At 62.0% G+C, this 16,813-nt stretch carries 16 protein-coding genes; 2 read left to right on the top strand and 14 right to left on the bottom strand.

Features of this window, described 5'->3' with window-relative positions; translation table 11 throughout:
• Positions 1-60: 60 nt before the first annotated feature.
• The 13 genes from FB481_RS07770 to cspD form a co-directional block, all read right to left on the bottom strand.
• Positions 61-738: an NADH-quinone oxidoreductase subunit B family protein gene (locus FB481_RS07770; RefSeq protein ID WP_013791410.1), complete on the bottom strand. Its 678-nt coding sequence runs from the start codon at positions 736-738 to the stop codon at positions 61-63.
• 10 nt (positions 739-748) lie between these two features.
• Positions 749-1,162, bottom strand: coding sequence for an NADH-quinone oxidoreductase subunit A (locus FB481_RS07765; RefSeq protein WP_013791411.1), 414 nt, complete (start codon positions 1,160-1,162; stop codon positions 749-751).
• 425 nt (positions 1,163-1,587) lie between these two features.
• Entirely contained in the window at positions 1,588-3,183 is a 1,596-nt protein-coding gene (locus FB481_RS07760) for an isocitrate lyase (RefSeq protein ID WP_147175802.1), read from the bottom strand.
• Positions 3,184-3,711: 528 nt separating this feature from the next.
• Positions 3,712-4,518: a secretin N-terminal domain-containing protein gene (locus tag FB481_RS07755; RefSeq protein ID WP_147175800.1), complete on the bottom strand. Its 807-nt coding sequence runs from the start codon at positions 4,516-4,518 to the stop codon at positions 3,712-3,714.
• Between the two features lie 31 nt (positions 4,519-4,549).
• Positions 4,550-5,164 (bottom strand): histone acetyltransferase HPA2, encoded by a 615-nt coding sequence (locus FB481_RS07750; RefSeq protein WP_147175797.1) that lies wholly within the window; start codon positions 5,162-5,164, stop codon positions 4,550-4,552.
• Positions 5,165-5,200: 36 nt separating this feature from the next.
• Positions 5,201-5,623: a GNAT family N-acetyltransferase gene (locus FB481_RS07745; RefSeq protein WP_013791415.1), complete on the bottom strand. Its 423-nt coding sequence runs from the start codon at positions 5,621-5,623 to the stop codon at positions 5,201-5,203.
• The gene (locus FB481_RS07740; RefSeq protein WP_075930302.1) at positions 5,616-6,785 is read right to left on the bottom strand and encodes a cupin domain-containing protein; all 1,170 of its coding nucleotides are present in this window, start codon (positions 6,783-6,785) and stop codon (positions 5,616-5,618) included. The genes FB481_RS07745 and FB481_RS07740 overlap by 8 nt, the downstream gene beginning before the upstream one ends.
• Positions 6,786-6,865: 80 nt before the next feature.
• A complete protein-coding gene (gene purB, locus FB481_RS07735) occupies positions 6,866-8,236 on the bottom strand; it encodes an adenylosuccinate lyase (protein ID WP_147175795.1) in 1,371 nt (456 codons plus the stop codon).
• Positions 8,237-8,355: 119 nt separating this feature from the next.
• Positions 8,356-8,976, bottom strand: coding sequence for a high frequency lysogenization protein HflD (gene hflD / locus FB481_RS07730; protein WP_075930300.1), 621 nt, complete (start codon positions 8,974-8,976; stop codon positions 8,356-8,358).
• Complete coding sequence (gene mnmA / locus FB481_RS07725) at positions 8,973-10,088, bottom strand: tRNA 2-thiouridine(34) synthase MnmA (RefSeq protein WP_147175793.1); 1,116 nt, start codon at positions 10,086-10,088, stop codon at positions 8,973-8,975. The genes hflD and mnmA overlap by 4 nt, the downstream gene beginning before the upstream one ends.
• Before the next feature lie 83 nt (positions 10,089-10,171).
• Complete coding sequence (locus tag FB481_RS07720) at positions 10,172-10,618, bottom strand: NUDIX hydrolase (RefSeq protein WP_147175791.1); 447 nt, start codon at positions 10,616-10,618, stop codon at positions 10,172-10,174.
• Between the two features lie 80 nt (positions 10,619-10,698).
• Positions 10,699-12,927, bottom strand: coding sequence for an NADP-dependent isocitrate dehydrogenase (locus FB481_RS07715; protein WP_147175789.1), 2,229 nt, complete (start codon positions 12,925-12,927; stop codon positions 10,699-10,701).
• A gap of 374 nt (positions 12,928-13,301) precedes the next feature.
• Positions 13,302-13,568, bottom strand: coding sequence for a cold shock domain-containing protein CspD (gene cspD / locus FB481_RS07710; protein WP_147175787.1), 267 nt, complete (start codon positions 13,566-13,568; stop codon positions 13,302-13,304).
• A 221-nt stretch (positions 13,569-13,789) separates the two neighbouring features.
• Between cspD and clpS the strand changes: the two genes are divergently transcribed.
• Complete coding sequence (gene clpS, locus FB481_RS07705; protein ID WP_074887722.1) at positions 13,790-14,152, top strand: ATP-dependent Clp protease adapter ClpS; 363 nt, start codon at positions 13,790-13,792, stop codon at positions 14,150-14,152.
• A gap of 28 nt (positions 14,153-14,180) precedes the next feature.
• Positions 14,181-16,451, top strand: coding sequence for an ATP-dependent Clp protease ATP-binding subunit ClpA (gene clpA / locus FB481_RS07700; protein WP_147175785.1), 2,271 nt, complete (start codon positions 14,181-14,183; stop codon positions 16,449-16,451).
• A gap of 122 nt (positions 16,452-16,573) precedes the next feature.
• Here the strand turns inward: clpA and infA are convergent, their stop codons facing one another.
• Positions 16,574-16,792, bottom strand: a complete 219-nt coding sequence (gene infA, locus FB481_RS07695; protein WP_002553999.1) for a translation initiation factor IF-1 — start codon at positions 16,790-16,792, stop codon at positions 16,574-16,576.
• Positions 16,793-16,813 lie beyond the last annotated feature (21 nt).

Genomic DNA, 16,813 nt, shown 5'->3' with positions numbered 1-16,813 from the left:
GGTCTCGATCGCTATCGGTCAACGGTGAGAGTGAGTCCGGCTTTTGTAAGGAAGCGGGACTCAGACTTCGTCAGGGGAACGCAGGTTGGTAACCGCAATACGCTGCTCGCGGCGCTGTTCTTTCTGGGAAGGCATCTCGGCGCGGTAAACGCCTTGATCGCCAACGACCCAGGACAGCGGGCGGCGCTCCTGACCGATGGATTCCTGCAGCAGCATCAGGCCTTGCAGGAACGCTTCGGGACGGGGCGGGCAACCGGGAATGTAGACGTCGACGGGAAGGAACTTGTCGACACCCTGAACGACCGAGTAGATGTCGTACATGCCGCCGGAATTGGCGCACGAGCCCATGGAGATGACCCACTTGGGTTCGAGCATCTGCTCATAGAGACGCTGGATGACCGGCGCCATCTTGATGAAGCAGGTGCCGGCGATGACCATGAAGTCAGCCTGGCGTGGGGATGCACGGATTACCTCGGCACCGAATCGCGCGACGTCGTGCGGCGCGGTGAACGCGGTGGTCATTTCCACGTAGCAGCAGGAAAGCCCGAAGTTGTACGGCCACAGGGAGTTCTTGCGACCCCAATTCACCGCACCGCTAAGAACATCCGAGAGTTTCCCCATGTAGATGTTCTTGTGCACTTCGTCTTCTAGCTGTTGGTCGGTAACGACCTCCCGCTTGCCGATCGGGTATTGCTCGTTGGGAGCATCCGGATCGATCCGAGTGAGTTTGTATTGCATCGCCAAAGCCTCATTGTTTCAGCTTCGCCTGCCGAGCCTTACGACTCTCGGGTGCCCAATCCAGCGCACCGATACGCCAAAGGTAGACAAGACCTGCCAACAGAATGTTTATGAAAACGGCTGCTTCGATGAAGCCGGCCCAGCCGCTTTCGCGAACGGAGACGGCCCAGGCGAAGAGAAAGAGGGCTTCGACGTCGAAGATCACGAAGAGCATCGCGACCAGATAGAATTTGGCGGAAAGGCGCAGGCGCGCGCTACCGGTGGGAAGCATGCCCGATTCGAAGGGCTCGTTCTTGCTGCGCCCCCAGGCTTTGCTGCCCAGCAGGCTGGAGACGCCCATCATGAAGGCACAAAGGCCAACGACGCCCAGCAGAAAAACGGCCAACGCCCAGTTATGGGACAGGGAACTGCTTGCTTCCAGCATGCCGGGGCTCCTCAGGCAAGGAACGGCTTAACGCACGATTTAAAATTATGGCAAGGCATTAAGCGCCTTGAATCAATTCGCATAATGTTATGCCTGTATTGGGTGTAAGTAAATTTTTCAGCACAAAAAAATAATAAAACGTCGCATGCCTGCAATCAGCCCATTTTCAGAAAGCCACGCAAATCAAGGAGCTACAAAACAAGGCGGAAACTTCGGCTGCGCGGGGAAGTTATATGTAGTGGGAAGTAAAACTCGCTTCAATGGGAACATATATCATTTGAGAATTTGTTCTTTTAACGCTTCGCCAAGCGGCTCGTGTCGATAACTAGCGGCTTAAAAGCTGCGCGCCTTAGTTGCCAATAAAAAAGCCCCGGCATCGCTGCCGGGGCCGAGGCTCGAAACGAGTGTCCGGGCGGGGTCAGTTCTCAGTGGAACTGGTTCATGGTGTTGTCCTTGCCGCCAGCCTTCAGAGCCGCTTCACCGGCGAAGTACTCCTTGTGGTTGTCGCCGATATCCGAACCCGCCATGTTCTGGTGCTTGACGCAGGCGATGCCCTGACGGATCTCCTGCCGCTGCACGCCCTTGACGTAGGCCAGCATGCCCTGGTCGGCGAAGTAGCCCTTGGCCAGGTTGTCGGTGGACAGCGCAGCGGTGTGGTAGGTCGGCAGGGTGATCAGGTGGTGGAAGATGCCGGCGTTGGCCGAACCGTCACGCTGGAAGGTGCGGATCTTCTCGTCGGCAATCTGGGCCAGTTCGGTTTCGTCGTACTCGGCGCTCATCAGCTTGGCGCGATCGTAGGCCGACACGTCCTTGCCGTCGGCTTCGAGCGCATCGAACACCTGCTGGCGGAAGCTCAGGGTCCAGTTGAACGACGGGCTGTTGTTGTAGACCAGCTTGGCATTGGGGATCACTTCGCGAACGCGATCGACCATGGCCTTGATCTGGCCGACGTGAGGTTTCTCGGTTTCGATCCAGATCATGTCCGCGCCGTTCTGCAGCGAGGTGATGCTGTCCAGTACGCAGCGATCCTCGCCGGTGCCCTTGCGGAACTGGAACAGGTTGGACGGCAGGCGTTTGGGGCGCAGCAGCTTGCCTTCGCGGTTGATCACCACGTCGCCGTTCTTCAGTTCGGCCGGGCTGATTTCGTCGCAATCCAGGAACGAGTTGTACTGGTCGCCCAGGTCGCCCGGCTCGCTGGTCACGGCGATCTGCTTGGTGAGGCCGGCACCCAGGGAATCAGTACGGGCGACGATCACACCGTCGTCCACGCCCAGCTCGAGGAAGGCGTAGCGCACCGCATTGATCTTGGCGAGGAAGTCGGCATGGGGCACGGTGACCTTGCCGTCCTGGTGGCCGCACTGCTTCTCATCGGAGACCTGATTCTCGATCTGGATGCAGCAGGCACCGGCTTCGATCATCTTCTTGGCGAGCAGGTAGGTGGCCTCGGGGTTGCCGAAACCGGCATCGATGTCGGCGATGATCGGCACCACGTGGGTTTCGAAATTGTCGATCTGCGCCTGGATCTCGCTCTGCTTGGCACGATCGCCCGACTCGCGGGCCGCATCGAGGGCGCTGAACAGCAGGTCCAGCTCACGGGCGTCGGCCTGGCGCAGGAAGGTGTACAGCTCTTCGATCAGTGCGGCGACCGCGGTCTTCTCGTGCATGGACTGATCCGGCAGCGGGCCGAAATCGGAACGCAGCGCGGCGATCATCCAGCCGGACAGGTACAGGTAGCGCTTGTTGGTGGTCTTGAGGTGCTTCTTGATGGAAATCAGTTTCTGCTGGCCGATGAAGCCATGCCAGCAGCCCAGCGACTGGGTGTAGACGGACGAGTCGGCGTCGTACTCGGCCATGTCCCTGCGCATGATGGCCGCGGTGTACTTGGCTACATCCAGGCCAGTCTTGAAGCGGTTCTGGGCGCGCATACGAGCGACGGATTCCGGGTTGATAGCGCTCCAGCTGCTGCCAGCGGCTTCTTTCAGGGCGGCAACGGCTTTGATGTCGTTTTCGTAAGCTGACATGGTCAATCCTTCAAGTATGTGTTGGGGCGAACACCAGTCGTGCGCACAGGCGCAGCCTCGGCGCGAGCTCACCGCAGACGTTGAGAGGAAACCGGAAAGAGGAGGGCCGTGGCCGGGTGGACGAAGCGCATCGTGTGCCCGCCGCCGGGTAGGCGAGCGGTAGTGCGTGCGGGCCCGTGGACGCCCTTGGCACTGTGCCGTTCGATGCGTGAAACGCTTCCCCGTCCCTCAGGACAACCTCGTTCCAGTCGCCATCTCGTCGAGCTGCCTTGTGGGCACGCAGACTGCTGAAGAACGTTTGCGAAGCAGCAGCAACGCAGCCAGTTATTCAGCAGCCTGCTAACAACACGAATCGATCCCTGCGGTGCGCGGAGACTGACCCGGAGGTTCCGTTTCCGGAACCCCTGATTAGCGGGAGCGAGGCCATCATGCGACCGACGAAAATGTTCGTCAATCGTTTTTGTAGTGTTTTTTTAGGAGTACTACATAAGTCTTAGATCGACCGCCTGGTCACGTTTTACGGGGCTTTCAGTCGATCAACTCGACTTTCACGCGCATGCTCATGTCGTCGCGGCCTTCGGTGGAGTAGCGGCGCAGAACGCCACTGCGGTCGGCCTGGCTCTGCTCGCTACTGCCGCCGATGGTGATCCACTCGCCGAGCCGCCCGCTGACCCGGGTGTCGGCTTGCTGGATGTCGATCACGCCGGGTTGCTGCTGGCTGACCCGGTCACGGTTGCTGCTGATATCCAGGTGCACGATCTCGCCCGCCAGGCTGGCGGTGACGTAAAAGCCCTGGGTGACGTTGCGGTACTCGGTGTTGTTGTACACCTGGCCGTAAGGGCCGCGGCTGCTGGTGGTCACCGGCACGCTCTGGCCAACCTGGATCAGTGCCGGGTAACCCTCGCTGGTCTGCACCTGCTGCGTGCCGCCGCCGCGGCTGTCGGTGCTGCGGCGAATGATGCGCGCCTGGTCGCGACCGTCGACTTCGCCACGGCCGATTTCCACGCGGCCATTGCCGGCGCTGATGCTGCCGTCGACCCCGTAACCCCGGTCGTCGCGGTAGGTCGATTCGCTGGTGTCGACGCTGATCAGCAAGCGCCGCGGCTGGGTGTCGAGCTGGCCGAGCAGGGCGCGCACCTCCTCGATCTTCGCTGGCGACGCATTGACGATCAACTGGTTGCCGTAGGCACTCACCCGCCCGTCGTTACCGAGCGCCGATTGCACCACGGGCAGCAGGTCGCCTGCGGTGCGGTAGTTGAGTGGAATGACTTCGGTGGCGGCCAGCGCCGAGAGGCTGAGCGCGAGCAGGGCGGCGCCGAGAACGTGTCGCTTCATGGCAGAAAGCTCTTCATGGCAAGAAATCTCTTCATAGCAGAAAACTTCGCAAGTCAGGATCGGTGATGCTGGTATCCCAGGTCTGGTCGAATAGCCGCTGCAACTGGCGAACACGGGCGGCGTCCTGGTAATTGGCATAGCCGCCGAACTGATCCGGCTCCGGGCGCATCAGCACGCCCTGGTCGTCAGCCAGCAGAAAGGCGCCCTCAGGAACAGGGTAATCCGGATGGCAGCGGCGAATGTGCAGGTGGCTGGGCAGTTTTCGCGACAGGGCGATGAGTCGGTGCCCGTCACGAACCGCGCGGCTGCTGTCGCACACCAGGATACGCAGGCTGCTGTGGCGATGGCGCAACAGAAAATCGCTGCAGGCCGCGTGAATGCTGCTGTGGTGGTAGAGCCAGGGTTCGAGATCGGGGCTGTAGAGGCACAGCGTGCGCCTGGCCTGCTGCATCATCGCCAGGGCGTGGCTGCGGGCCTGGTCGGGCAGGCTGAAACGCTGCATGGCCGACTCGCTGCCGAGCACGAAGGGTGCCGGCTCCCAGGCGGCCGGCTGCGGCAGGGGGCTGTCCGGGTTGTGCAGGGTGAAACGCCCGGGCGACTCGAACTCGATGGGCTCGAGATCGGCGGGCGTGTGCTCGTCGTTCATGCTGACCTCTGTGGCACCGGTGTGCCACGGCTGAGATCAGCTGCTGCGCACCATGTCGACGTGAGGGATACCGGCTTCCAGGTACTCCTCGCTCACTACAGTGAAGCCCAGCTTTTCATAGAACGGCGTCGCCTGCACCTGGGCACTGAGCATTTGCTGGCTCAGGCCACGTTTTTCCGCTTCGGCGATCACCGCCTGCAGCAGGGCTTCGCCGACCTTCAGGCCGCGCCAGTCCTTGAGTACCGCTACCCGGCCAATCTGGCCGTCGGCGAGCAGGCGCGCCGTACCGATCGGGTAGTCGCCTTCGCAGGCGAGAAAATGCACGGCATCACTGTCTTCGGCGTCCCATTCCAGTTCAGGCGGCACGGCCTGTTCAGCGACGAAGACGGTTTCGCGGATGCGATGCAGCTCTTCGTAATCCTTGTGCCAGTCGGCGATGCGTACGTGCAGGTCATTCATCGGCAGCAAACTCCAGGCTTCCTTGCTTGGCCAATTCGAGCACCAGCTCGCGGGCCTCGTCGTTGCCCAGCCATGGGCCGAGGTTTTCCAGATGCAGGGCGTCGGCCGAGCAGATCATCTTCAGCAATTCGCGCAGGCTGGCGGAGACCAGGCGGCTCTGCCCGCTGGCGAACAGTACCAGGCCATCGCCGACTTCCGACCAGGCCAGGCGCGCGCTCGGGTTGCGAACCAGAATGGCGCCGTCCTCGAGCTGATCGAGGAAGCCGTCCTCGTCGATCTCGATGCCTTCGACCAGCTCCGGATACTTGGGCTCGGTCATGAACTGGCCGAACCAGGTCATTAGCAGGCGCTCGTCGCTCATGTGTTCGGCGAGCAGCGCCTTGAGGCGTTCGAGGGCGTCACGCTGGATCTCGTGCGGGTCGCTGGTCGGCGCGGTGCCTGCGTCGCTGTAGCGCGTTTCGTCCGGCAGGAACTGGCCAAGGAAGTCAGTGAAATGGGTCAGAACTTCGGCCGCGCTGGGTGCGCGGAAACCCACGGAATAAGTCATGCAATCGTCCTCGGCGGTGCCACAGTGGGCCAGGAGCGGCGGCAGATAGAGCATATCGCCGGGCTCGAGCACCCATTCTTCAGTTTGATCGAATTGAGCCAGGATCTTCATGTCCAGATCCGGCAGCAGCGGGCTCTGGGCGTCGCACATCTGGCCGATCTGCCAGCGGCGGCGACCATGGGCCTGCAGCAGGAATACGTCGTAGTTGTCGAAGTGCGGGCCAACGCCGCCACCTGGCGTGGCGAAGCTGATCATCACGTCGTCGATCCGCCACTTGGGCAGGAACTTGAACTGCTCCAGCAGCTCGGCGACGTCGGGCACGAACTGGTCGACGGCCTGCACCAGCAGGGTCCAGTCACGCTCCGGCAGATCGGCGAACGCATCCTCGGCGAATGGGCCGCGGCGAACCTCCCACGGGGTTTCGCCGTGTTCGAGCACCAGGCGCGACTCGACTTCTTCCTCAAGGGCCAGGCCAGCCAGTTCATCGGGAGAAATCGGGCTCTCGAAATCGGCGATGGCCTGGCGCACCAGCAAGGGCTTCTTCTGCCAGTAATCGCGCAGGAACTCGCGTGCGCTCAGGCCACCCAATAGCTGAAGAGGAGCATCAGGATTCATCTGTAAGTCCTTGATATTTATCGGTGCTTATAAAAAGAAACGCCCGGCGTCAGCCGGGCGTTCTCGGGCGTGCCCGTCGGTCAGATGCGCTTGGCCTGAGCCACGGCGTTGCCGATGTAGTTGGCCGGAGTGAGCTGCTTGAGCTCTTCCTTGGCAGGAGCGGGCATGTCCAGCGCGTCGATGAAGGCCAGCAGCGCCTCGGGCGTGATGCCCTTGCCGCGCGTCAGCTCCTTGAGCTTCTCGTAGGGGTTCTCAATGGCGTAGCGACGCATGACCGTCTGGATCGGCTCGGCGAGCACTTCCCAACAGGCATTCAGGTCTTCAGCAATACGTTGAGTATTGAGCTCCAACTTGCTGATTCCCTTGAGACTTGCTTCGTAGGCGATCACGCTGTGAGCGAAGCCGACACCGAGGTTGCGCAGTACGGTGGAGTCGGTCAGGTCACGCTGCCAGCGCGAGATCGGCAGCTTGCTGGCCAGGTGCTGGAACAGCGCATTGGCGATACCGAGGTTGCCTTCGGAGTTCTCGAAGTCGATCGGGTTGACCTTGTGCGGCATGGTCGACGAGCCGATCTCACCAGCGACGGTCTTCTGCTTGAAATAGCCGAGGGAAATGTAGCCCCAGATATCGCGATCGAAGTCGATGAGGATGGTGTTGAAGCGCGCAATGGCGTCGAACAGTTCGGCGATGTAGTCGTGGGGCTCGATCTGCGTGGTGTAGGGGTTCCACTGCAGGCCCAGGTCACCTTCGATGAACTGGCGGGCATTGGCTTCCCAGTCGACCTGCGGGTAGGCCGACAGGTGAGCGTTGTAGTTGCCCACGGCACCGTTGATCTTGCCCAGCAGCGGTACGGCAGCGATCTGGGTGATCTGCCGCTCGAGGCGGTACACGACGTTGGCCAGCTCCTTGCCCAGGGTGGTCGGCGATGCCGGTTGGCCGTGGGTGCGCGACAGCATCGGCACGTCGGCGAACTTGACCGCCAGCTCGCGGATGGCGGCAGCGATCTGACGCATCAGCGGCAGCAGCACGTCGTCACGGCCTTCGCGCAGCATCAGAGCGTGGGACAGGTTGTTGATGTCCTCGCTGGTGCAGGCGAAGTGGATGAACTCGCTGACCTTGTCCAGCTCCGGCAGCTTGGCAGCCTGCTCCTTGAGCAGGTATTCCACGGCCTTGACGTCGTGGTTGGTGGTGCGCTCGATTTCCTTGACGCGCTCGGCGTGCTCGACGGCGAAGTTTTCCGCCAGCTCGTTGAGCAGGGCGTTGGCCTCGGCGGAGAAGGGCGCCACTTCGCTGATGCCCTCATGGGCGGCGAGGCGCTGCAGCCAGCGGACTTCCACCTGGACGCGGAAGCGGATCAGGCCGTATTCGCTGAAAATGGGGCGCAGGGCGCTGGTTTTGCCGGCATAGCGGCCGTCTACGGGCGAAACCGCGGTGAGCGAGGAAAGCTGCATGGGAGGCGTTCTCGGACAGTCGGGCGTTGAAAAGGGCGCATATCATACACGAATCCGGGCGGCTATCAGCGCTGCCGCCCGGCGAATCGACGGATGAAATGCATGAAGGGTGCGGCGGATCAGCCGCGCAGCATCGGGTAGAGCTCGCGCAGCAATTTGCGGCGGCTGAACACCAGCTGCCAGCGATGCCCGCCCAGTTGGCGCCACAGGCGTGCCGAGCGAATCCCGGCGAGCAGCAGGCCGCGAATCTTCGAGGCATTGGCCGGTTGTTGCAGGAAGCGGCTGTCGCCCTGCACCTGAATGCGCTGCTTGAAGGTGCTGATGGTGTCCTGGTACAGCGCGCCACAGGAAGAAATGACGTTCTCGTGGCCAATGCCGAAATGGTCGGCCTGGCTCTGGATCTGGTCCAGGCGATTGCCCATCAGTTGCAGCAGGTCGCCGCGCTTGTCGAGCTGTCGCTCCAGGCCGAGCAGGGCGAGGGCGTAGCGCAGCGGCTCGCGCTGCAGGCTGGTGGGGTCACGTTCCAGGGCGCTGACCAGGGCGCGGTAACCGTCGCGCAAATTCAGGTCATCACCGCCGTACACGTCCAGCGTGCCGTTGGCATCGCGTACCAGCAGGCTGTTGATCAGGCAGGTCACTTCGCTTTCGGCGGCCTGGCCGGTCTTGGCGATCTTGTCGACCATCACCGCGGCCTGAAACACCGCGCCCAGGGCGATCAGCTGCTCTTGAATGGGATTCATCGCGGTGCGCCCTCGCTCCAGGGTTCGGCGCTCTCGATCACGCCGCCGCCGAGGCAGACGTCACCTTCATAGAACACCACGGACTGCCCCGGCGTGACCGCACGCTGGGGTTGCTCGAACGTAGCGCGGTAGCCATCGGCGGTGCGCTCCAGGGTGCAGGCCTGGTCAGCTTGGCGGTAACGCACCTTGGCGGTCAGGCGCCGAGGGGCATCGAGCGCCACGGGGTTGACCCAGTAGATCTGCGAGGCATGCAGGGCGCGGGAAAACAGCCAGGGATGCTCGTTGCCCTGGCCGACGATCAGCACGTTGCGGGTCAGGTCCTTGTGCAGCACGTACCAGGGCTCGTCGCCGGCATCCTTGAGGCCTCCGATACCCAGGCCCTGGCGCTGGCCGATGGTGTGGTACATCAGGCCGTGATGTTTGCCGATCACGTCACCCTCGGTAGTTTCGATGTTGCCTGGCTGCGCCGGCAGGTACTGCTTGAGGAAGTCGCTGAAACGGCGCTCGCCAATGAAGCAGATACCGGTGGAATCCTTCTTCTTGGCGGTGGCCAGCTCGTACTTCTCGGCAATCGCCCGCACTTCGGGCTTCTCCAGCTCGCCGACCGGGAACAGGGTCTTGGCGATCTGCTCGCCGCCCACGGCGTGCAGGAAGTAACTCTGGTCCTTGTTCGGGTCCAGGCCCTTGAGCAGTTCGCTGCGCCCGTCGATATCGCGGCGGCGCACGTAATGGCCGGTGGCGATCAGGTCGGCACCGAGCATCAGGGCGTAGTCGAGAAACGCCTTGAACTTGATTTCACGGTTGCAGAGGATGTCCGGGTTGGGCGTGCGCCCGGCCTTGTACTCGGCCAGGAAGTGCTCGAACACGTTGTCCCAGTACTCGGCGGCGAAGTTGGCGGTGTGCAGCTTGATGCCGATGCGGTCGCACACGGCCTGGGCGTCCGCCAGGTCGTCCATGGCGGTGCAGTACTCGGTGCCGTCGTCTTCGTCCCAGTTCTTCATGAACAGGCCTTCGACCTGATAGCCCGCTTCGAGCAGGAGCAGGGCCGAGACGGAGGAGTCGACACCGCCGGACATGCCGACGATGACGCGCTGGGTGGCTGAATCTTGCATGGTCGGGATCGATACGGGCTTCAAAGGGGCGAGATTCTAACAGGATGCGCGACGTGTTTCAGTCTGCCGCGCACGGGCGGCGTTCACATGGGGTCGTGGATGAAGCTGAGTGGGAGGCGGGCGCCCGCCAGGTAGTCATCCAGGCAGCGCAGCACCAGCTCGCTGCGCAGGCGGCCGCGCTCGGCCAGCAGTTCGTCGTACGTGAGCCAGCGGATGCCACTGATGTCGCTGTCCAGCGCACGCTCGGCATGGTGCTTTACCATGTTGGCGACGAAGCAGATGCGTTGATAGGTCACGCCGTTGCTCGGCGCGGTGTACAGATAGATGCCGGTAACGCCCGTCAACTCGACGTCGCAGCCGGTCTCCTCGAGCGTTTCGCGCACGGCTGCCTGCTGCAGGCTCTCCTTCGGCTCCAGGTGGCCGGCGGGCTGATTGAGCACCAGGCGTCCCCCCTTGAGCTCCTCGACGAACAGAAAACGCCCCTCGTGTTCGACGATGGTGGCGACGGTGACATGTGCGTGCCAGGTCATGCTGACTCCTTTTCGAATACTGAAAACGACAACCCCGGCACGAGGCCGGGGTTGTCGGTGTCGCTAGAACAACAGGCTGCTCAGGCCAGGGAAGCCAGGGCAGCGTTGAGGGTCGCGCTCGGGCGCATGACTTTTTCGGTCAGTGCCTTGTCCGGTGCGTAGTAGCCACCGATGTCTGCCGGTTTGCCCTGTACCGCGCCGAGCTCGGCAACGATCTTGGCTTCGCTGTCGGTCAGGGTCTTGGCCAGTGGTGCGAACTGCGCCTGCAGGGCGGCATCTTCGCTCTGGGCTGCCAGGGCTTGGGCCCAGTACAGCGCCAGGTAGAAATGGCTGCCACGGTTATCGATACCGCCAACCTTGCGCGCCGGCGACTTATCGTTGTCGAGGAACTGGCCGGTGGCCTGGTCCAGAGTCTTGCTCAGCACCAGTGCTTTCGGGTTGTCGTAAGTGTTGCCCAGGTGCTCCAGGGAAGCAGCCAGAGCGAGGAACTCACCCAGAGAATCCCAACGCAGGAAGTTCTCTTCGACGAGCTGTTGCACGTGCTTGGGCGCCGAACCGCCAGCGCCGGTTTCGAACAGGCCACCGCCGTTCATCAGTGGCACGATCGACAGCATCTTGGCGCTGGTGCCCAGCTCCATGATCGGGAACAGGTCGGTCAGGTAGTCGCGCAGCACGTTGCCGGTCACCGAGATGGTGTCCTTGCCTTCGCGGATGCGCGCCAGGGAGAACTTGATGGCTTCGACCGGCGCGAGGATGCGGATGTCCAGATCGCTGGTGTCGTGATCCTTCAGGTACTTCTCGACCTTCTTGATCATCTCGGCGTCGTGGGCACGGGCCGGGTCCAGCCAGAACACCGCCGGGGTGTTGCTCAGACGGGCGCGGTTGACGGCCAGCTTTACCCAGTCCTGGATCGGCGCGTCCTTGGTCTGGCACATGCGGAAGATGTCGCCTTCCTCGACCTTCTGCTCCATCAGTACCTTGCCGTTGGCATCGCTGACGCGAACCACGCCGGCGGCCTGTATCTGGAAGGTCTTGTCATGGGAGCCATACTCTTCGGCTTTCTGCGCCATCAGGCCAACGTTCGGCACGCTGCCCATGGTGGTCGGGTTGAAGGCGCCATTGACCTTGCAGTCTTCGATCACGGCCTGGTAGATACCGGCATAGCAGCGATCCGGGATCACTGCCTTGGCATCTTGCAGCTCACCCGCGGTGTTCCACATGCGGCCCGAGTCGCGAATCATCGCCGGCATCGAGGCGTCGACGATCACGTCGCTCGGCACGTGCAGGTTGGTGATGCCCTTGTCGGAGTTGACCATCGCCAGTGCCGGACGATCGGCGTAGACGGCGTTGATGTCGGCTTCGATTTCGGCCTGCTTGTCGGCCGGCAGCTTCTTGATGCTGGCGTACAGGTCACCGATGCCGTTGTTCAGGTTGAAGCCGGCTTCCTGCAGGGCAGCAGCGTGCTTCTCCAGGGCCGATTTGTAGAACTCGGCGACGATCTGGCCGAAGATGATCGGGTCGGAGACCTTCATCATGGTGGCTTTCAGGTGCACCGAGAACAGCACGCCTTGTTTCTTGGCATCTTCGATCTGAGCGGCGATGAAGCTGCGCAGGGCCTTCTTGCTCAGCACCGAGCAATCCAGGACTTCGTCAGCCAGCACGCTGGTTTTCTCTTTCAGCACGGTGGTGCTGCCGTCAGCGCCGACCAGTTCGATCTTCACGCTGCCTTTGGCGTCGATCAGGGCCGCTTTCTCGCTGCCGTAGAAGTCGCCGCTTTCCATGTGCGCGACATGGGATTTGGAGTCGGCAGTCCAGGCGCCCATCTTGTGCGGGTGCTTGCGGGCATAGTTCTTGACCGACAGCGGTGCGCGGCGGTCGGAGTTGCCTTCACGCAGGACCGGGTTCACGGCGCTGCCCTTGACCTTGTCGTAGCGGCTGCGGATGTCGCGCGCCTGCTCGCTGTCGTCGGCGTCCGGATAGTCGGGCAGGGCGTAACCCTGGCTCTGCAGCTCCTTGATGGCGGCCTTGAGCTGCGGCACCGAGGCGCTGATGTTCGGCAGCTTGATGATGTTGGCTTCTGGCGTGGTGGCCAGGGCGCCCAGCTCGGCGAGGTGATCACCCTGTTTCTGAGCATCGGTCAGAAACTCGGGGAACAGCGCCAGGATACGGCCGGCCAGCGAAATGTCGCGGGTCTCGACGGCGATATCGGAGGAGGCGGTGAAGGCTTTGACGATGGGGAGCAGGGAGTAGGTCGCGAGCGCTGGGGCTTCGTCGGTGAGGGTGTAAATGATCTTCGAGCGTGTGGTCATATTTGATTTAACTCTCTCTTTACTGAACTTGCACGGCACTGATCCGGGTGAGGTGGCTTCTGGCCACAGCGCGGCATCAATGAGGTGAATTCGAAGTTCCATCCCGATGATGTTGGGTGTCGCAGCTGCCTGATGGCGGTATCTGGATCGCCTGACAGGGCACGCGCGACGAGTGCTGGAAGCCGTACTCCAGGCAAAGGCGCCCTTATGACTACTCAGTCAGCGCCCGAGTATATCAAACCGTCGCATCAAGTTGCTCATGGCCGTAGTGAAGAGATTGGTCTTGGCGCTCGGCAACGAACTTGAAGGCTGTACTATTTTTGCTGCGCCTATAAAAAACCGGCCACATGGGCCGGTTGTGTCAAGCAGCGAGATCAGGCGCCGACCGCTGTGGCGCGTGCTGGGCTGGCTGCCGGGGTTGGTTTGTCCTGGCTGGCCTGGGCGGCACTGATGTTAACGGCATGGAGACCTTTGGGGCCCTGAATGATATCGAAGCTGACGGCCTGGCCGGCCTTCAGGGTTTTGTATCCATCCATCTGGATGGCCGAGTAATGGGCGAACAGGTCCTCATCTCGGCCGTCGGCCAGGATGAATCCGTAGCCCTTGGCGTTGTTGAACCACTTGACCTTACCACTTAGCATGCCGATATCCCTCTGCAAGGAACCCCACTGCTGGAGTATCATCCACATTAGATCCAGCGCCCGCGGACATCGCCCGGCGAACGCAAGCCCTTTCGCCCCGTAGGGGTATCCTTTGGTTGTAACACCCTTTGACGGATAGTCAAGGCATCGCACGAAACGACGATAAACGGGTCTTATTTTTGCGGCCCGCTCCATCCACCCCCACGAACCTTTTATCCAGCATGCATGCAAGTAGCCAGATTCGACTAACATTCAATCAGGATCGACCCGCACCGCATGAGGACGACTCATCAGGCCTGGCCGTTGAGGAATCCAAGCCGGCATTGCAGGCGCCTCCGCTCTATAAGGTGGTCTTGTTCAATGATGACTACACCCCCATGGATTTCGTTGTCGAGATACTCGAGACCTTCTTCAACCTCAATCGCGAGGTGGCAACCAGGATCATGTTGACCGTGCACACCGAAGGTCGCGCCGTTTGTGGGCTCTACACCCGCGATATCGCCGAGACCAAGGCCGCGCAGGTCAATCAGTACGCGCGTGAAAGCCAGCACCCATTACTCTGTGAAATCGAGAAGGACGGTTAACGCCGGCCGCTTGGCATGAGGTGAAGCTATGTTAAATCGAGAGCTCGAAGTCACCCTCAACCTGGCCTTCAAGGAGGCCCGCGCGAAACGTCATGAATTCATGACCGTGGAGCACCTCCTGCTGGCTCTTCTAGACAACGAAGCTGCAGCCAGCGTGCTGCGCGCCTGCGGGGCCAGCCTGGACAAGCTGCGCAGTGACCTGCAGGAATTCATCGACTCCACCACGCCGCTGATCCCCCAGCACGACGAAGAGCGCGAAACCCAGCCGACGCTGGGCTTCCAGCGCGTGCTGCAGCGTGCGGTATTCCACGTGCAGAGCTCCGGCAAGCGCGAAGTCACCGGCGCCAACGTGCTGGTCGCCATCTTCAGCGAGCAGGAGAGCCAGGCCGTGTTCCTGCTCAAGCAGCAGAGCGTGGCCCGTATCGACGTGGTCAATTTCATCGCTCACGGCATCTCCAAGGTGCCCGGGCAGGGCGCGTCGCCCGAAGCCGACCCGGAAATGCAGGACGAAGAGGGCGGCGAGTCATCTTCCTCGGGCAATCCGCTGGACGCCTACGCCAGCAACCTCAACGAGCTGGCTCGCCAGGGCCGCATCGACCCACTGGTCGGTCGCGAGCATGAAGTCGAGCGCGTTGCGCAGATTCTCGCACGCCGCCGCAAGAACAACCCGCTGCTGGTCGGCGAGGCCGGTGTCGGCAAGACCGCCATCGCCGAAGGCCTGGCCAAGCGCATCGTCGACAACCAGGTACCGGATCTGCTGGCTGACAGCGTGGTCTACTCCCTGGATCTCGGCGCGCTTCTGGCCGGTACCAAGTACCGCGGTGATTTCGAGAAGCGCCTCAAGGCGCTGCTCACCGAGCTGCGCAAGCGCCCGCAGGCCATCCTGTTCATCGACGAGATTCACACCATCATCGGTGCCGGTGCGGCGTCGGGCGGCGTGATGGATGCCTCAAACCTGCTCAAGCCGGCGTTGTCGTCCGGCGAGATTCGCTGCATCGGCTCGACGACCTTCCAGGAGTTTCGTGGCATCTTCGAGAAGGATCGCGCCCTGGCGCGGCGCTTCCAGAAGGTCGACGTGGTCGAGCCGTCGGTGGAGGACACCATCGGCATCCTCAAGGGCCTCAAGGGGCGCTTCGAGCAGCATCACGACATCGAGTACAGCGACGAAGCACTGCGCGCAGCTGCGGAGCTGGCCTCTCGCTACATCAATGATCGCCACATGCCCGACAAGGCCATCGACGTGATCGACGAAGCCGGGGCCTTCCAGCGCCTTCAGCCGCAGGAGAAGCGCGTCAAGCGCATCGACGTGCCGCAGGTCGAGGACATCGTGGCCAAGATCGCGCGCATTCCGCCGAAACATGTCAGCAGCTCCGACAAGGAACTGCTGCGCAACCTGGAGCGCGACCTCAAGCTGACCGTATTCGGCCAGGACGCCGCCATCGATTCGCTGGCCACCGCCATCAAGCTGTCGCGGGCTGGCCTCAAGGCGCCGGACAAGCCGGTCGGCTCGTTCCTGTTCGCCGGCCCCACCGGCGTCGGCAAGACCGAGGCGGCTCGCCAGCTGTCCAAGGCGCTGGGCGTGGAACTGGTGCGTTTCGACATGTCCGAGTACATGGAGCGGCACACCGTGTCGCGCCTGATCGGGGCGCCACCCGGCTACGTCGGTTTCGACCAGGGCGGGCTGCTGACCGAAGCGATCACCAAGCAGCCCCATTGCGTACTGCTTCTCGATGAAATCGAGAAAGCGCACCCGGAAGTCTTCAACCTGCTGCTGCAGGTCATGGATCACGGCACGCTGACCGATAACAACGGGCGCAAGGCGGACTTCCGCAACGTGATCCTGATCATGACCACCAACGCCGGCGCGGAAACCGCATCGCGGGCGTCGATCGGCTTCAGCTATCAGGATCACTCGTCCGACGCCATGGAAGTGATCAAGAAGAGCTTTACGCCGGAGTTCCGCAACCGTCTGGATACCATCATCCAGTTCGGCCGTCTCAGTCACGAAACGATCAAGAGCATCGTCGACAAGTTCCTCATCGAGCTGCAGGCGCAGCTCGAGGACAAGCGCGTCATGCTCGAAGTCAGCGATGCGGCGCGCGACTGGCTGGCCGAGCAGGGTTACGACGTGCAGATGGGCGCCCGGCCCATGGCTCGCCTGATCCAGGACCGCATCAAACGTCCCCTGGCCGAGGAGATTCTCTTCGGGGAGCTTTCCGAGCATGGCGGTACGGTGCGCGTGAATCTCGAAAACGGCGAGCTGACGTTCGATTTCGAGACCACTGCGGAAATGGCCTGAGGGTTGGCGGGGCGCTCATCGCGCCCCGTCTTTCCAGGCAGGTGACCAATAAAAAGCCCGGCAGAGATGCCGGGCTTTTTATTGGTCACTGGAGCAGAGCAGTGAATCGTGCTCTTGCCCTGTTAGCGAGCGCGATAGGTGATGCGACCTTTGCTCAGGTCGTACGGGGTCAGCTCTACGCGAACCTTGTCACCAGTCAGAATGCGGATGTAATTCTTGCGCATCTTTCCGGAGATGTGCGCGGTAACGACGTGCCCGTTTTCCAACTCCACGCGAAACATGGTGTTGGGCAGGGTGTCGACGACAGTGCCTTCCATTTCGAAGCTGTCTTCTTTCGACATGCAGTAAAGCCCTCGGTATCC

Source organism: Pseudomonas sp. AG1028 (assembly GCF_007993955.1).
Lineage (GTDB): Bacteria > Pseudomonadota > Gammaproteobacteria > Pseudomonadales > Pseudomonadaceae > Aquipseudomonas > Aquipseudomonas straminea.
Note: the sequence above shows the minus strand (reverse complement) of the source record. Positions and strands in the feature narration are given on the sequence as shown.

What these genes read in the sequence shown, in the direction of transcription:
- cspD (WP_147175787.1), bottom strand. Translation starts at nt 13,568, where the DNA reads ATGCTAAGTGGTAAGGTCAAGTGGTTCAACAACGCCAAGGGCTACGGA.
- FB481_RS07760 (WP_147175802.1), bottom strand. Translation starts at nt 3,183, where the DNA reads ATGTCAGCTTACGAAAACGACATCAAAGCCGTTGCCGCCCTGAAAGAA.
- infA (WP_002553999.1), bottom strand. Translation starts at nt 16,792, where the DNA reads ATGTCGAAAGAAGACAGCTTCGAAATGGAAGGCACTGTCGTCGACACC.
- FB481_RS07720 (WP_147175791.1), bottom strand. Translation starts at nt 10,618, where the DNA reads ATGACCTGGCACGCACATGTCACCGTCGCCACCATCGTCGAACACGAG.
- clpA (WP_147175785.1), top strand. Translation starts at nt 14,181, where the DNA reads ATGTTAAATCGAGAGCTCGAAGTCACCCTCAACCTGGCCTTCAAGGAG.
- FB481_RS07765 (WP_013791411.1), bottom strand. Translation starts at nt 1,162, where the DNA reads ATGCTGGAAGCAAGCAGTTCCCTGTCCCATAACTGGGCGTTGGCCGTT.
- FB481_RS07750 (WP_147175797.1), bottom strand. Translation starts at nt 5,164, where the DNA reads ATGAACGACGAGCACACGCCCGCCGATCTCGAGCCCATCGAGTTCGAG.
- clpS (WP_074887722.1), top strand. Translation starts at nt 13,790, where the DNA reads ATGCATGCAAGTAGCCAGATTCGACTAACATTCAATCAGGATCGACCC.
- mnmA (WP_147175793.1), bottom strand. Translation starts at nt 10,088, where the DNA reads ATGCAAGATTCAGCCACCCAGCGCGTCATCGTCGGCATGTCCGGCGGT.
- FB481_RS07755 (WP_147175800.1), bottom strand. Translation starts at nt 4,518, where the DNA reads ATGAAGCGACACGTTCTCGGCGCCGCCCTGCTCGCGCTCAGCCTCTCG.
- FB481_RS07745 (WP_013791415.1), bottom strand. Translation starts at nt 5,623, where the DNA reads ATGAATGACCTGCACGTACGCATCGCCGACTGGCACAAGGATTACGAA.
- hflD (WP_075930300.1), bottom strand. Translation starts at nt 8,976, where the DNA reads ATGAATCCCATTCAAGAGCAGCTGATCGCCCTGGGCGCGGTGTTTCAG.
- FB481_RS07715 (WP_147175789.1), bottom strand. Translation starts at nt 12,927, where the DNA reads ATGACCACACGCTCGAAGATCATTTACACCCTCACCGACGAAGCCCCA.
- FB481_RS07770 (WP_013791410.1), bottom strand. Translation starts at nt 738, where the DNA reads ATGCAATACAAACTCACTCGGATCGATCCGGATGCTCCCAACGAGCAA.
- FB481_RS07740 (WP_075930302.1), bottom strand. Translation starts at nt 6,785, where the DNA reads ATGAATCCTGATGCTCCTCTTCAGCTATTGGGTGGCCTGAGCGCACGC.
- purB (WP_147175795.1), bottom strand. Translation starts at nt 8,236, where the DNA reads ATGCAGCTTTCCTCGCTCACCGCGGTTTCGCCCGTAGACGGCCGCTAT.